7 protein-coding genes and 6 pseudogenes are annotated in these 15519 nt (G+C 59.1%); 9 read left to right on the forward strand and 4 right to left on the reverse strand.

The window, feature by feature from the left end; all coding sequences use genetic code 11:
- The first annotated feature begins 213 nt into the window (after nt 1-213).
- The 3 genes and pseudogenes from ABDX79_RS10170 to ABDX79_RS19705 all read left to right on the forward strand — a co-directional run.
- Entirely contained in the window at nt 214-4080 is a 3867-nt protein-coding gene (locus ABDX79_RS10170; protein ID WP_346220181.1) for a CHASE domain-containing protein, read from the forward strand.
- A 267-nt stretch (nt 4081-4347) separates the two neighbouring features.
- Nucleotides 4348-4860 (forward strand): annotated as a pseudogene (locus ABDX79_RS19700) (HD-GYP domain-containing protein); the annotation flags it as partial.
- 56 nt (nt 4861-4916) lie between these two features.
- A pseudogene (locus tag ABDX79_RS19705) lies at nt 4917-5186 on the forward strand (HD domain-containing phosphohydrolase); the annotation flags it as partial.
- 63 nt (nt 5187-5249) lie between these two features.
- On the opposite strand, the gene ABDX79_RS10175 reads toward ABDX79_RS19705, so the two are convergent.
- From ABDX79_RS10175 to ABDX79_RS10180, 3 genes and pseudogenes are all read right to left on the reverse strand, one after another.
- Nucleotides 5250-5828 (reverse strand): PilZ domain-containing protein, encoded by a 579-nt coding sequence (locus ABDX79_RS10175; protein ID WP_346220182.1) that lies wholly within the window; start codon nt 5826-5828, stop codon nt 5250-5252.
- A 195-nt stretch (nt 5829-6023) separates the two neighbouring features.
- A pseudogene (locus tag ABDX79_RS19710) lies at nt 6024-6290 on the reverse strand (IS6 family transposase); the annotation flags it as partial.
- Between the two features lie 45 nt (nt 6291-6335).
- Nucleotides 6336-6542 (reverse strand): annotated as a pseudogene (locus tag ABDX79_RS10180) (integrase core domain-containing protein); the annotation flags it as partial.
- Nucleotides 6543-6606: 64 nt separating this feature from the next.
- On the opposite strand from ABDX79_RS10180, the pseudogene ABDX79_RS10185 reads away from it, so the two are divergent.
- Nucleotides 6607-7775 (forward strand): annotated as a pseudogene (locus ABDX79_RS10185) (IS3 family transposase).
- Between the two features lie 69 nt (nt 7776-7844).
- On the opposite strand, the pseudogene ABDX79_RS10190 reads toward ABDX79_RS10185, so the two are convergent.
- A pseudogene (locus tag ABDX79_RS10190) lies at nt 7845-8015 on the reverse strand (IS6 family transposase); the annotation flags it as partial.
- Nucleotides 8016-8462: 447 nt separating this feature from the next.
- Between ABDX79_RS10190 and rfbF the strand changes: the two are divergent.
- From rfbF to ABDX79_RS10215, 5 genes are read left to right on the forward strand one after another with little or no spacing between them, the layout of a single operon-like run.
- On the forward strand, nt 8463-9233 hold the full coding sequence (gene rfbF, locus ABDX79_RS10195) for a glucose-1-phosphate cytidylyltransferase (RefSeq protein WP_346220183.1): 771 nt from the start codon (nt 8463-8465) through the stop codon (nt 9231-9233).
- Between the two features lie 27 nt (nt 9234-9260).
- Nucleotides 9261-10316, forward strand: coding sequence for an NAD-dependent epimerase/dehydratase family protein (locus ABDX79_RS10200; protein WP_346220184.1), 1056 nt, complete (start codon nt 9261-9263; stop codon nt 10314-10316).
- A gap of 22 nt (nt 10317-10338) precedes the next feature.
- A complete protein-coding gene (gene rfbC, locus ABDX79_RS10205) occupies nt 10339-10905 on the forward strand; it encodes a dTDP-4-dehydrorhamnose 3,5-epimerase (RefSeq protein WP_346220185.1) in 567 nt (188 codons plus the stop codon).
- On the forward strand, nt 10902-11831 hold the full coding sequence (locus ABDX79_RS10210; protein ID WP_346220186.1) for an NAD-dependent epimerase/dehydratase family protein: 930 nt from the start codon (nt 10902-10904) through the stop codon (nt 11829-11831). The genes rfbC and ABDX79_RS10210 overlap by 4 nt, the downstream gene beginning before the upstream one ends.
- A gap of 6 nt (nt 11832-11837) precedes the next feature.
- Nucleotides 11838-15518 (forward strand): rhamnan synthesis F family protein, encoded by a 3681-nt coding sequence (locus tag ABDX79_RS10215; RefSeq protein WP_346220187.1) that lies wholly within the window; start codon nt 11838-11840, stop codon nt 15516-15518.
- Nucleotide 15519 lies beyond the last annotated feature (1 nt).

Raw genomic sequence — 15519 nt, forward strand, 5'->3', positions numbered from 1 at the left:
AAACCGTTACCAACTCGAAAATTCAGATCGATGAAGCCTGCTCACGATTTATTCAGACGTCTCGAAACAAAATGTTCATGATCAATCGAAGTCGTCCAAGTCGAAAGAGGTGCGTTTACGGTTCGATTGCGACCGGGTCGTAAGTCTTAAAGCAACTGTATCTCGCCAGTTCCAGGGTTCCGCATGCATTCCCGATCAACGCTTCCATGGCAATTGTCAAACCGTGTAACCGGGATCGTCGTTCTTGCGCTCCTTTACGGCGTCTTCGGTTATATCGGTCTCCAGCTTGCCGTGCCGCCGGGCTATGCGACACTGATCTCGCCGGCATCCGGGATCGCGCTCGCAGGCCTTCTTTATGGTGGGCCGCGCCTCTGGCCGGGGGTCTTTCTCGGCTCGTTCTTTGTCAACGCCATCAACAGCGGCGCGCTCGCATTCGGCACAGTCGACACCGCCGGTCTTCTGATCGCCGCCGGGATCGCCGCCGGATCGTGCCTGCAGGCGATCGTCGGTTATGGCCTCGTCCGCCGCGTGTTCGGCCTACCCTTGCGTCTCACCGGATTTCACGATGCGGCACGGTTCGCGCTCGTCGCCGGTCCGCTCTCCTGCCTCGTCAGCGCTTCGGTCGGCGTCCTGATCCTCGCCGGTGCCGGCATCGTGACGCCAGATCAGGCCCTTGCGAACTGGCTCACCTGGTGGTCCGGCGACATCTTCGGGGTTCTCGGCGTTCTGCCGATCGCGATGATTGCGCCAGGCGGTTTCTTGAACCTCGAATGGAAAGGCAGGCCCGTCGCCCGGCTTCAGGCTGTCGCGCTAATCGTTCTCGTCCTGCCCGCGCTGGCAACGCTCTTCGTCTGGAAGCTGACGAGCGATATCGCCTACGAGAACGAGACGACGGCCTTTTCCCATCTCGTCGACGACAACCATTATGCCCTGATGCACCGGATCGACACCTACGCGAACAGTCTGGATGCGGGCACGGCACTGCTCCATGCGAGCGATCACGTATCCCTTCCGGAATGGAAGCGCTTCGTCGAAACCCTTGCGATCGAGAAGAACCTTCCGGGCATCAACGGCATCGGGGTCATCGAGCCGATCGAACGCGGCGGAATACCGGAGTTCCTCGCCCGCATGGACGAGGCCGGCGTTGCGGACCTCACGATCCATCCCGAGACGGCAAACAACGACCTCTTCGTCATCAAGTATATCGAACCGGTGGAGCCGAACAGACAGGCCGTCGGTCTCGACATCGCCTTCGAGGCGGAGCGATACAAGGCCGCGACCACGGCCCGCGACACCGGAAACCCGACGATCACGGGCCGCATCCTCCTGGTTCAGGACCAGACCAAGAGCCCCGGTTTTCTGCTCCTGACGCCGTGGTACGATCATGGCGCGCCGATCGGGACCGTGGACGAGCGGCGGCAGGCCTTCAAGGGCTGGGTCTATGCTCCCTTCGTCGGTAGGAAGTTCTTGTCCGGTCTGACCTCCAGCAAAGGCTATACGGTCGATCTTTCGGTCTTCGACGGACCCACTGCCGACCCCGAGCAGATCATATATTCCAGCCGCGACGATCGCGGTGGAGAGGGCGGCGCGGCTAAGTTTACCGAAACGCAGACCATCGACGTCATGGGGCGGACGTGGACGCTCGTGTGGGAGAGCACGCCCGTCTTCGAAACCTCCATGACGAACTATTCGTCTTCGATCGTTCTCGCCGGCGGTCTCTTCATCACGCTACTTCTCGGCAGATTGCTCTACAGGACCGCTCGAGGCAGCGAGGACATCAAGCTCGAGGTCGAGAAGAAGACGGCGGAAATCGCCGCCCGCGAGCGCGAGAACCGCGCGATGATCGACACCGCGGTGGTCGGCGTTCTCGTTCTCGACGAAGACCAGCGTATCCTGTCGGCCAACGACACCGCTCAGATCATGTTCGAATACTCGGCCGAAGAGCTTCTTGGCCGCGAGATCGGCAGCCTCGTCGATATCGAGGCGACGACAGGTCGCACGACCGGATCTGGAGCGGGAACGACGACATCGCCGGCCCATCTCCTGTTCGGGACAATCACGGCGCTGAAGGCAAGGACGAGGATGGGCGCCGACCTCGTTCTCGATCTCCAGCGCAACGAGTGGGAGACCGAAGGCGGCAGGCTTCGCACGACCCTCATCATCCGCGACATCACGCGGGCGATCCGGAACGCCGAAGCGCTGGAACTCAGCGAGGAGCGGCTGAGCCATGCCATGGAGGGCGCCGAGCTCGGCGTGTTCGACATCGATCTCGTGACGGGACGGTCCTACGTCTCGCACACCTGGAAGACGATGATCGGCTTTGCCGCCGATGACGAGATCGATGCCCAGGCGGAATGGCTCTCACGCATCCATCCCGATGACGTGGACATGATCATGGCGGCCGACAAGGCTTGCCGGGACGGACTGACGGCGCGGTCCGAGACCGACTACCGTTTCCGCCATGTGGACGGGCACTGGATCTGGCTGCGATCCGACGCGACGATCAACGAGCGCTCGAAAGAGGGCGAAGCTCTGCGCATGGTCGGCATCCAGATGGATATCTCCGCGCTGAAGGAGGCCGAGGCGGCGCTCAGGACGAGCAAGGAGCGCTTCCGCGCGACCATCGAGAACGCCCCGGTCGGCATGGCCCTTATCGATGAGACCGGCGGCTGGCTCCAGATCAACGCCTCGTTCCGCGATCTCACCGGTTTCGATATGAACGGTCTCAAGTCCCGGCGGGTGTGCGAGATCGTTCAAGCGGACGATTGCGAGACGATCGCATCCCTCGTGGGCAGCCTCTTTGCCGGCGGCAAGACCCATCAATCGACCGAAGTGCGCGTCGAGCACACCGACGGGCGCCAGATCTGGTGCCTTCTCAGCGCCTCGCTCGTCAGGCAGGACGAGGGCTCCGGGGAAGCGGACTATCTCATCCTACAGTTCCAGGACATCAACGATCGCAAGGAAATGGAACGGGTGAAGAGCGAGTTCGTCGCGACCGTCAGCCACGAACTGCGAACGCCGCTCACCTCGATCCGCGGATCGCTGGGTCTCGTTCTCGGCACGCAGGCCGGGACCCTCGCACCAAATATCGAAAAACTCCTGCGTATCGCCCATTCCAACTGCGAACGGCTGGTCGATCTCATCAACGATATTCTCGACATCGAGAAGATTTCATCGGGTGAGATCTCCCTGAAGCGGGAAGTCCATGATTTCGAGACCCTCGTGCACGAGAGCGTAGACACGCTCGAGACGATCTTCGAAAAGGCGGAGGCGAAGGTCGTCGTCGAAACGGCAGGCGCGGACTTCGAAGTCGAGGTCGACGCGCATCGGACCCAGCAGGTTCTGGTGAACCTTCTTTCCAACGCCGCGAAGTTCTCGCCTGCGGGCGGCACCATCCGTCTCAAGGTCGAAGGCCGGCGCGACATGGTTCGCTTCTCCGTCGCCGACGAGGGTCCCGGCGTGCCCGCCGAATTCAAGGCGAAGATATTCACGCGCTTCAGCCAGGCGGATTCCTCGTCGACGCGCGCCAAGGGCGGAACTGGTCTCGGTCTCAGCATCTGCAAGGCGATAGTCGAGCGCATGGACGGGAGGGTCGGCTATTACAACGAACCCGGCTCCGGCGCCGTCTTCTGGTTCGAACTCCCGCGTGCGGCCGTCTCGGCCGAAATACGCCCGGACGAGCCGGATGCGGCGGACGAGGCAGACCGCTCATCGGAGCGGCTCGCCCATGGCCTTCACGTGGAAGCGGACGACGATTTTGCCGAGATCCTCTCTGCCATGGTCCGGGGCAAGGCCGAACTGACGCGGGTGAAGCGACTTGCCGAGGCGCGGCAGAAGCTGCGGAGCGAACATTTCGACTTCCTTATCCTCGACGGGGCCTTTGCCGACGGGACCGCGGGCGACTTCCTTGCCGATCTGAGGACGTCCGGGAAGACGCTTCCAACCCTCATGCTGTCCTCCGAGGACAATCTGGCGCGCGAGGCTCGGGCGGATTTCGAGCTCGTCAAGTCGCGCTCCAGCGACCGGGCGATCATCGATGCGATCACGGCGCTGGCCGGGAAACTGCCGAAGGTCGCGTGATTTCGTCGCTCGGAGGCACCGACCCCGGACGGCTGACATTGCCCGGTCGAAGGACGCTCTCACGCATTGGATGACGCATTATGCTTTTCGAACTGCGACTCCGCTTTTCGGGCCGCTGCCGGAGCGGCGATCCGAAAACGCTGCCTCAGACCTTCAGAGATTAGCACCCAGAGTTGGAAATGCTGTTTATTCAAGTTTGAGACGTTTTTCCGTGCACGATGGTCCCCGGCTCATATTGTTCAGGGCGGATGCTCCAAAGTGCGCGCGATGGCGCGAAGTCGATCGTCATGTGCCGATCATCATGGTAGCCTCGACCATCGATCCGACACTCAAGCACCGAGCTTTCGAGACAGGCGCCACCGACGTCCTCAACAAGCCGTTCGTCTGGATCGAACTGCAGGCGCGCGTGCGCACACTGCTTACCCTGCGATCCGCCCAGCTCGACCTCCTCGATCGGGCCGACCGGCCTCCGCGGAGGTTGCGGAGGCGAACACCAATTTCGTTGCTCTCGAGGAAGAGATAATCTGGCGTCTGGCGCGCGCCGTCAAATATCGCGACGGCACCACCGGCGCCCCTGTCTCCCGCGCCGCCGAGATTCGCCGCATCCTCGCCAAAACAACCGGCATCGGGGAGGAGTGGGCACGCATTCATTATCTCGCCGCCCCGCTTCACGATATCGGCAAGATCGGCACGCCCAACGCCGTCCTCCCGAAGCCTGGCCGGTTCAGCGCGAACGAAATCACCGTCATGCGCAAGCATGTGGAAATCGGAGCGGCGATCCTCGCCAACGCCTCGACGGACATCGTCCTGTCGCGGGCCTCGTCGCCGAGACCCATTACGAGCGATGGGACGGCAACTGCTATCCCGCAGGGCTTCTCGACGAAGATATCCCGATCGAGGGGCGCCTCGTCTTCCTGGCCGACGGCTTCGACGCTTCGACGCGCTGTGTTCGGAACGCCCCTACAAGGCGGGCTAACAGGTGGAAAAGGCCTATGACGAGTTTCTCGCCTGCAGCGGAAGCCAGTTCGATCCGGCCTGCGTCGAAGGAGCCCCTTCAAGAAAGCCTGGCCGCTTATTCGCCCCCTGGTGCAAGCCTGCCAGACTGAAGCCATCCCCGACCCGGCGTGAGATCCAGCGCCCCAATTGGGCGCGGATGTCGTTCATTGCATCTAAGTGTAACTGACGCCGAGCTCTGTCTTGTTCTTCCAGACCACCTTGACCCGGCGGGTCTTCTTCTCGACTGCGTCGAAGAGAACGAGAAAGGTCGGCAGGTCCCGGTTCCTGAAGAGCTTCAAGCGAGCCCCTCCCTCGGAGACATCGAGCATGATCCCGTCTTCGACATTTCGTGTGTCGAAGGAAGAGAGGACGACGGGCCGCATCCGCGTCCTGCGACGCTTCGACCGCCGTTTGTCGGCGGGATTGGGGGTTTCCGGTTTCGGTGCCTGGTCTGCGGCGATCAGGGCCGCCATCTCGGCGTCGGCGACGGCGTTGTGCTGTCCCTTGAAGCGGAGACCCAGTTCGGCGGGGGTGAACCATGCGATCTTCGCGAAGCAATAGGTCCGCTCGGAAAGATCGAAGAGCGCGATGTCCTGCGGCGGGCGGGTCGCGGGGCCCAGACGGCTGAGGCGCGCACCGGACCGCGACAGATCGCGGATCATCGCACCCTCGAGATATTTCCGGCCCGTCGTCGCGACGATCGCTTGGCGAAATCGGACCCTGTGACGTGGCTCTCGCCGTCTCTCGCTCATTGCGCAACCTCCAAAACGCAACCATGTTCAAGTATTCGTGATCGTATGCACTCAAACTTAACAAGCGGTTGATTGGTCTGGAAAAGTGACGATCGCCAAGGAAGTCCGAGCTTGTCGCAACATTTCTGCTGAGGCGCGAAAGCCTATTTTATCCGGGAATTTTTAGACTTTGTTAACTTTTTGAAACTCAAAAAATTACGCCACGAGATCGTTCTGGCTGTGATCGGTCCACGCGCCGTCGAAGCCAGAACCCTTCTTCAGCCAGAGCATGGCTTCAAACCCTTGATCGTTCGCCGAGCACTGTTGAATGATGGGGCTAGCCGATCCTCGGCATCGCCTTTTGATCCGAAATTGATCGTTCTCGATGCCTTGTCGGAGACGCTTGATAACAAGATGCACGGGACCGGGCGGCATCAAGCGATCTTCGATGGCAGACCGGATCGCACCTGGGAATGTTCTGGCTCCATCGGTACTGGCCTGCCCCTACTGGGTGGTCCGGGGTAAATCTTAGTGCATTGTCGGCCTCTGCACCATGGTCGGCGTAGCCAGCGATGTCGGTCCGTTTAGTGGCGCCAGCCATTGAACGGCTTTTGGCGCAGGCGGGCGGTAGCCGAGCGACGAATGCGGACGCGCCGTGTAGTAGTGGCGGCGCCAGTTTTTGATCACGACCTTTGCCTCGGCGAGCGAGTAGAAGATCTCACCGTTCAGAAGCTTGGCCTGCCCCCATTGAAATGGTCCTTCATGAAGTATGGTTTCGAGACCATCGGAGGACGAGAGCATGCCGAACAAGAAGCACAAACCGGAAGAGATCGTCACGAAGCTTCGCCAGGTTGATGTCCTGGTATCGCAGGGACGAAGTGTGGCTGAAGCGGTCCGCGCGATCGGCGTCACGCAGTTTACCTACTATCGTTGGCGCAAGGAGTATGGCGGCCTGAAGGGCAGCCAGGTGAAGCGCCTGAAGGATCTGGAGAAAGAGAACGAGCGTCTGCGCAAGGCGGTCTCCGATCTGATACTCGAGAAGCTGATCCTCAGCGAGGCTGCTTCGGGAAACTTCTAAGCCCTTCCCGCCGTCGGCAGTGCGTCGACGGTGTCGTCTCGAAGTTCGGCGTGTCGGAACGCATGGCCTGCCGGGTTCTTGGTCAGCATCGGTCGACGCAGCGCAAGAAGCCGACTGGCAGGGCTGATGAAGAGGCGCTGACCGCTGACATCATTCGGCTCGCCAGCGAGTACGGCCGGTACGGTTACCGCCGGATCGCCGCGATGCTGAAGAGCGAAGGCTGGACGGTGAACGTCAAACGCGTCGAGCGGATCTGGCGGCGGGAAGGGCTGAAAGTGCCACAGAAGCAACCGAAGAGAGGCCGGCTCTGGCTGAACGACGGGTCTTGCGTCCGTCTGCGGCCACAGTATCCAAATCACGTCTGGTCCTACGACTTCGTCGAGAGCCGAACCCATGACGGAAGGAAGTTCCGCATGCTGAATGTCGTCGACGAGTTCACGCGGGAGTGCCTGGCGATCAGGATCGACCGGAAGCTGAACTCGATCAACGTCATCGATGTCCTGACGGACCTGATTATCCTGCGTGGTCCGCCCGGACACGTACGGTCGGACAATGGTCCCGAGTTCATCGCGAAGGCGGTGAGGGAATGGATCGTCGCGGTCGGTTCGAAGACGGCGTTCATCGAGCCCGGTAGTCCGTGGGAAAACGGCTACTGCGAGAGCTTCAATTCCAAGCTCCGTGACGAGCTGCTGAACGTTGAGATTTTCTACTCGCTCAAGGAAGCCAAGATCGTGATCGAAAGCTGGCGACGCCACTACAACACGGCGCGTCCGCACTCATCGCTCGGTTACCGGCCGCCCGCCCCGAAGGCCGTACAATGGCCGGCGCCGCTCAATGGACCGGCTTCGCCGGCTACGCCGACCATGGTGCAGAGGCCGACAATGCACTAAGATTTACCCCGGACCACCCAGTAGGGGCAGGCCAGCTGCATCGGCATCGCGCTTTGCGGTGAGCAGGAAGTCGACAGCGTTGCCGCGCTCGGCAAACATCTCCACCAGATCCCGGTCGCTCAGCGGATAGCGCAGATACCACGTCACCGCCTGACCGATCAGCCAGACCTCGAACTGCCGGCCTGTGAAGTCGTCCCTCGACTGCCGCTTCAGCTTCTCGGCGATCGTGTTCAGGATCACGGCAAGGCTCTCCATCAGTGAGAGCCCGAAAATTGACGAACACGGTCCCCGAACCGTTAAGCCGCGAAAGTTTGCGACAGGGCCTCTTTTTCGCCAGAGCTGTCGACAGCTTCAAGCGGGTGAACGGAATTGATGGTGGACGGTTTGTGGCTTCAAGGTCACAAGCACGGTGTCCGTGTGAAAGCATACTGTCATGGTGAGGACGCCGGCCTTGACGGCGACTGTGCGCCGCGCAGAATGAGGGTTGCGGCAAAGGCGATGATGGTCGGCGTGAGCCGCCGCGACGTTCTCTGAAAATCCTCGACTTTCTCAAGATCAGAGTAAAGCTCTTTTACTCGCGATCGAATGACGTTAGAGGGAGCCGATAGCGCATGTTGCCGTCTCAGCATCGCAGACGAAGAGACAATCTGTGGCTGACGAAACGAGGATAAGGGATCTATATCTGACATGAAGGCTGTTTTGCTTGCAGGCGGGCTTGGAACACGCCTCGCGGAGGAAACCCAGACGCGCCCGAAACCGATGGTCGAGATCGGTGGCCGGCCCATTCTCTGGCACATCATGAAGATCTATTCCTCCCACGGGATCAACGACTTCGTCATCTGCCTGGGTTACAAGGGATATTTCATCAAGGAATATTTCTCGAACTACTTCCTGCATATGTCGGACGTTACGTTCGATATGAAAAACAACAAGATGGAAGTGCATCAGAACAACGCCGAGAACTGGCGTGTCACGCTGGTCGATACCGGCGAGGAGACCATGATCGGCGGGCGCATCAAGCGCATCCTGCCCCATGTGGCGGATGATGACGCCTTCTGCCTGACCTATGGTGACGGTGTCGCCGATGTCGACATCACCGAGACGATCGCCTTCCACCGCCGTGAGAAGCGGCTTGCCACCGTGACGGCGACGCAGCCGCCCGGCCGGTTCGGCGCTTTGCGTTTCGAAGGCAACCGGGTGACGAGCTTTCAGGAAAAGCCCGAGGGCGATGGCAGCTGGATCAATGGCGGCTATTTCGTTCTGTCACCTGAGGTCGGCCGCTACATCGAGGATGACAGCACCGTCTGGGAACGCGAGCCGATGGAACAGCTCGCCCGCGAGGACCAGCTCAGCGTTCACTTCCATCGTGGCTTCTGGCAGCCGATGGACACGCTTCGCGACAAGCGTCATCTGGAAGATCTCTGGGCCTCCGGCCGCGCGCCCTGGAAGACCTGGTAAGCCCCCGTTACGGAAAGAATTCGCCCTATGAAAATTCTGATTACCGGAAATATGGGCTATGTCGGCCCGGTTCTGACACGCCATCTTCGCCAGGTCATGCCGGAGGCGACACTCATCGGCTATGACAACGGCTATTTCGGCCATTGCCTGACGCGCCCTGACGTCTTTCCCGAACGCAGGCTCGACGCCCAGTATTTCGGTGACATGCGCTCCTTTCCGGCCGAGCTTCTGGACGGCGTGGACGCGGTCGTCCATCTGTCGGCCGTCTCCAACGATCCCATGGGCAACCGCTTCGAGGCGGTGACCGACGACATCAATCATGCCGCCAGCCTTCGCCTTGCCGAAATGGCGCGCGATCGGGGCGTGAAATCCTTCGTCTTCGCCTCCAGCTGCAGCATGTACGGGGCGGCCGAAGGCGGCCCGCGTAAGGAGAGCGATCCGGTCAACCCGCTGACGGCCTATGCGCGCTCGAAGAATGCGACCGAGGAGGGGCTCGCCGCCATGGACCTCGGCGACATGACGGCGACGGCGCTGCGTTTCGCCACCGCCTGCGGCATGTCGGACCGGCTTCGGCTCGATCTCGTCCTCAACGACTTCGTCGCCTGCGCGCTGACCTCGAAGGTCATCACCGTCCTGAGTGACGGCTCGCCCTGGCGGCCGCTGATCGATGTCAGGGATATGGCCCGGGCGATTGAATGGGCCTCGACGCGCAACCGCGACCAGGGCGGACAGCTCCTGCGCGTCAACACAGGCAGCGATGTCTGGAACTATCAGGTCAAGGATCTTGCGAACGCCGTCGCCGAGGCTGTGCCCGGCACCAGCGTCAGCATCAACACCGACGCTCCACCCGACAAGCGCTCCTACAGTGTCGATTTCTCGATGTTCAAGTCGCTAGCGCCCAACCATCTGCCACAGGTCACGCTGGAGCAGTCGATTGCCGGCCTGATCGAAGGTCTGAGCGAACTCGGCTTCACCAACGAAAACTTCCGCAATTCCGAGTTCATGCGCCTCAAGGTGCTCGAAGGTCACATGAGCACCGGCCGCCTCAGCGAGGACCTGCGCTGGACTTCCGTCGCGGCCTGACCGAAGAGAAAGAGAAACGACGATGATCTTTCACGAAACGCCTGTTCACGGCGCACGGCTGATCGAGCTCGAAAAGCGCGGCGACGATCGTGGTTTCTTCGCGCGCTTCTTCTGCGAGAAGGAGTTCGGCGAAGCCGGGCTTGAGACGCGCTTCGTCCAGATCAACAATTCGCTCACCGGCAAGGCCGGCACCCTGCGGGGCATGCACTACCAGCTGCCGCCACATGGCGAGGTGAAGGTCGTGCGCTGCATCCGTGGCGCGCTCTACGACGTGATCCTCGATCTGAGGCCGGATTCGCCGAGTTTCGGCCAGTCCTTCGGGGCCGAGCTGTCAGCCGAAAACCGCATGATGATGTATGTGCCGAAGGGCTGCGCCCACGGCTTCGTCACCATGACGGACGACACGGAGGCGCTCTATCTCGTCAGCGACTTCTACGCGCCTGATGCCGAGAGAGGCGTACGCTTCAACGATCCGAAATTCGCCATCGAATGGGCGGTCGAGCCTGTCGAAGTGTCGGAGAAGGACGGCAAATGGCCCGATTTCGACCCCGAATTCCACGGGGTGGAAGCGATGCGGGGTCTGGTATGAAGATCTGCCTGACGGGCGCCAGCTCGTTCACCGGCTACTGGTTCGCACACGCGCTCTCCGAGGCGGGGCACCATGTGGTGGCCCCCTTGCGCGGTGACACCGCCGCTTACGAGGGCGTTCGCGGCGAGCGGGTGAGACGGCTGTCGGACGTCGCGGAGATCCGCACAGGGCTTTCCTTCGGCGATGACGGCTTTCTCGATCTTCTCAGCGGCGAAGATTTCGATCTCCTTGCCCATCACGCCGCCAATGTTACGAACTACAAGAGCCTCGACTTCGACGTATCCGCCGCCCTTGCAGACAATACGCGCAATCTACCTGCCGTTCTCAAGCTGTTTCAGGAGCGTGGCGGTCAGACGGTCGTGCTGACGGGCAGCGTCTTCGAGCAAGGGGAGGGCGCCGGCAACGAACCGATGCGGGCGTTCTCGCCCTATGGCCTCTCCAAGGGGCTGACGGCCGATGTCTTCGACTACTGGACGACGCTTCTCGGCCTGCGGATGGGCAAGTTCGTCATCCCCAATCCGTTCGGCCCGCTGGAGGAGCCGCGTTTCTGCAGCTATCTCATCCGCTGCTGGAAGAAAGGCGAGGCGGCCTCGGTGCAGACGCCGCGTTACGTGCGCGACAACATCCATGTAGGGCTTATGGCGAAAGCCTATGCCGCCTTCTGCGCTGAGACCGCGGAAGCGCGCTCCGACACCCGGCTCAATCCCAGCGGCTATGTGGAGACGCAAGGGGCGTTCGCGGAGCGGTTCGCCCGCGAGATCGGCCCCCGCCTTGGCCTCGACGCGCGTGTTGAATTGAAGGACCAGACGGTGTTCGATGAGCCGCTGATGCGCGTCAACACCCAACCCCTCGACACGGCTTCCCTCGGCTGGGACGAGCGGGCCGCTTGGGACGAGGCGGCGGACTTTTACAGACAGGCGGTTTGAGATTGCATGGCGAAGACGCGCGAGCCTAAGCTTGGGAGAGGAGCCGGACCCCGGGATGCTAACAGGGCGAGGACAAACTCCCCTGATCTTGTTGCTTCGCCCGCCCCAGAGCAACAGGACCAAGCCTCTTTGGAAGCTCGTAATTTCCAACAATTGCAAGGGCTGCAAGCGCTGGAGAACGCGCTTGCCAAAAGCGAGTCCGAGAACAAGACGCTCAAGGTAGCGCTCGATCGTCTCGAAAAAGAAGCGCGCACCCGATCTTCAGGACAATCGGTGCTTGCCGAGCGTCGGATGACAGCTCTCGCCAGCAAGATTTCAGCGCAGAACTGGGACCTAAACGGTCTACGCGCACAACGGGACAATGCTTTCGAGCAGATTCGCAGTCTAGAGAAGGCCGTTAAGGAGCTAACGTTAAAAGGGACACGCGGCCGACGTAACCTCTCCAAAGATGAGGACGAAAAGGCGCGTCTTCGGCGCATGGTTCAGCTTCAGGATCATATGCAGATGGAATTGATGCGCCGCGCAGCTGATGGTGGCGCCTGGGATCGCGACAGTGCGTTAATTCTCGCGTCGGGTCTCTTCGACGAAGTCTATTATCGCAGAAATTATTCTGAAGAGTTGCAATCCAGTGAACGAGCACCGTTGCGCCATTACATGGAGGAAGGCGAAGCTCGCGGTTTCAGGCCCAACCCGCTCTTCGATCCTTCCGATTATGTCAGACGCTATGGCGATGAGATCCCGGAAGGTATGGGGCTGCTAGTTCATTACCTCGGTGTCGGGCAAGATATAGATCACATTCCACATCCGCTATTCTCGCCCGATTTCTATCGCCATCAACTTGCAGCGAGAGGCCTCACAACCGCACAGCCATTGCCGCACTACTTGTTTATCGGTCGACACATCGGTCTGGCGCCGCATGCTCTGTTCGATCCAGATTACTATGAGCAGCAAACCGGGCCGTTTGATTGGAATATGAGCCCCGTGGAGCACTATCTCAGCGATGGTGTCCATCGCGGTCTCGATCCGCATCCCTTGTTTGACACGACCTTCTATTGCGAGCGAAATCCGGACGTTGTCAGTGTGGGTATCAACCCACTGGCACACTACATAAATTATGGCGACGCTGAGAACAGAGCGCCGAGCCTATTTTTCGATCCGGGTTTTTACCGAGCCGAGTATAGCGACATTTCGGAAGGACAAACGAATACGCTAGCCCACTACGTTGTCCACGGAGGACGAGAGGGGCGAAATCCTCATCCGCTTTTCGACGGTCGGTACTACGCGAGCCGCAATTCGGATGTCGACACTGAAGAAAAAGATCCGCTGCGGCACTTCGTTGAATACGGCGCTAGGGAGGGACGTTCGCCGCACCCGCTCTTTGACACAAGTTACATATTGGAAACCGGAGCTCTTCCGCTGGAGGCGCGGCGCAACGCGTTAGCCTACTATCTAACGGTAAAACCGGGCAGTGTCATCTCACCGCATCCGCTCTTCGACGCAGCTCATTACCTAGCGGAGAATCCTGAACTCAGCGATTTTCCCGGTGGGCTTCTTCTGCATTATCTCACATACGGTTGGCGTGAAGGTCGAAATCCCCATCCGCTCTTTGACATATCTTGGTACCGTGGTCAGACGAGTGCAGACGGTCAAGTACAGGAAACGGAACCACTCAGACATTATCTTGAGATCGGCGCGAAGCGGGGCTATTCTCCTCATCCCCTTTTCGATCCAGCGTTCTATCTCCAGCGAAATCCCGATGTTGCCAGCACGGGCAGCGATCCCCTCGTGCATTATGTCAGGTATGGCCACAACGAAGGTCGCGTGTATCATCCTCTCGCAAACGAGGATCATATTTGGTTGCAGCTTGATCGGAGCATCGACGAACGTAAAGCCGAGGATTTGTCTCTGCTTCGAATCATATCCGGTGTGCCCAAGAAGTGGGTGAGTCCCACTCTCCTGTTCGACGTACAATTCTATGTCGAGAACCTATCCGAAGATATTCCCGACAATATACATCCCCTGTTGCATTACTTGAAGTCGGATCCTCTAGGAGCATCCAATCCGCATCCGTTGTTTGATAATGAATACTATATCTCACAAATTAAAGAAAGGAGATCAATAAAAGAGCCGCTAATAATTCATTACATGCAAACCGGCGCGCGGGAGGGCATAACGCCTCATCCGTTATTTGATCATCAATACTACGTCGATGGATATTCGATAGATTTGAAGGCGCCGCTGCTTCATTATCTCGAGGCTTACCAATCATTCCATCATTCAAATTTTGAGCCCCACGTGGTCGCTGCGGCGACAAGGGAGCCTAACGCCCTCTTTGAGACGGTATCTTACCTGCTGGCTAATCCGGAGATACGCGAGACGCGCGAGAATCCACTTTCGCATTCGGTCCGTACGAGCGGTGTACCAATTCCACCGACGCAGAGCAATCAATCAGCTGCAATGGCTGCGAAGGCTTCTTCGGCTGTCGAAACAAACGCTGATTCCTTAAAAGTTCGTCAATTCGACTATGCAGAACTCGTACGCGGTCTGGCTTCAGAGGGTTTACTATCGAACAGAGCGTTGTCCAGTAAGAGTGCAGGCTTTGGCGCGCTCGATCGCTTTCTTCAGACTCAAAAGATCTATGTAGGTGGTCTGCTAGATAATCCGGCGCTTGCACGCGGCGTTGCAATATATGCGATCTATAGCTCTGACGGAACTTTGGCATCGTATCAAATCGCTATGCTAAAAGAGCTAAAGCGCGCGGGCTATCGAACGATCATTGTCAACAGTACGTTGTCCGGTCGGGATCTGCTCATTAAAGAAGCAGAAAATTTGGCTGATATGGTTGTGGCGAGAACGGCAGGCGCCCGTGATTTTGGCTCTTGGTTCGCTGCTATAGCGCTCACGTATTTTGACCTGATTAGGTTTGATCATTGCCTCTTTCTAAACGACAGTCTTGTCGGCCCGGTCTCTTCGCTATCTCCTATATGGGATGCCTACGACGAATCTAGGACCGACTTCTGGGCGCTTACTGAGAGTAGGCAACGGATCCCTCATTTCCAAAGTTCATTCTTCATTTTGAATTCCCGCGCATTGAGAAGCGGGGCTTTTCTACATTTCCTGTTGCGGTTCGAAGCGCCGGAAAACCGACTCGACGTTGTCACTCACGGTGAGCTTGGATTTAATGACGCAATGTTTCGATCCGGGTTGTCCCGGTCGACCATGATCCCGTATCGAAGCATGGTCGACAGTGGCGTTGCTGAGTTCGCCAGGTCAGTGGCGTTATTTACTGATTTCGCAAACGACCCGAAACGCTTCAGCGGTGATCACATCCCCGAAGAAATTGCGGTGCCTTATGCGCGATTTGCGCAGTCTTGGCTTTTGGCGAAGTCTCACGACATCCGCATAGGTCGGACGATCAATCCGCAACATATGTTTTTCGACTCGCTGATATGCAAATTCGGCTATCCCTTTCTTAAAAAGGAATTGCTGATCCAGAATCCTCTCAATAACCCTTGCCTTCCCTTGTTGTGGAAAAAATTGCCGCAACAGTACGTAGAGGCAGCCTCAGAATATCTCGAAAGCCTCGATATTAAGCCGAACCCCCCATTTCCAACATATCTACGTATTACGAACGCTTTGATCGAAGCGGGACCGCTGCGATCTGATAAAAATGGTTATGAGGGCTGAT

The sequence above is a fragment of the Fulvimarina fulva genome (genome assembly GCF_039652615.1).
Lineage (GTDB): Bacteria > Pseudomonadota > Alphaproteobacteria > Rhizobiales > Rhizobiaceae > Fulvimarina.

What these genes read in the sequence shown, in the direction of transcription:
- ABDX79_RS10175 (WP_346220182.1), bottom strand. Translation starts at nt 5,828, where the DNA reads ATGAGCGAGAGACGGCGAGAGCCACGTCACAGGGTCCGATTTCGCCAA.
- rfbF (WP_346220183.1), top strand. Translation starts at nt 8,463, where the DNA reads ATGAAGGCTGTTTTGCTTGCAGGCGGGCTTGGAACACGCCTCGCGGAG.
- ABDX79_RS10200 (WP_346220184.1), top strand. Translation starts at nt 9,261, where the DNA reads ATGAAAATTCTGATTACCGGAAATATGGGCTATGTCGGCCCGGTTCTG.
- rfbC (WP_346220185.1), top strand. Translation starts at nt 10,339, where the DNA reads ATGATCTTTCACGAAACGCCTGTTCACGGCGCACGGCTGATCGAGCTC.
- ABDX79_RS10210 (WP_346220186.1), top strand. Translation starts at nt 10,902, where the DNA reads ATGAAGATCTGCCTGACGGGCGCCAGCTCGTTCACCGGCTACTGGTTC.
- ABDX79_RS10215 (WP_346220187.1), top strand. Translation starts at nt 11,838, where the DNA reads ATGGCGAAGACGCGCGAGCCTAAGCTTGGGAGAGGAGCCGGACCCCGG.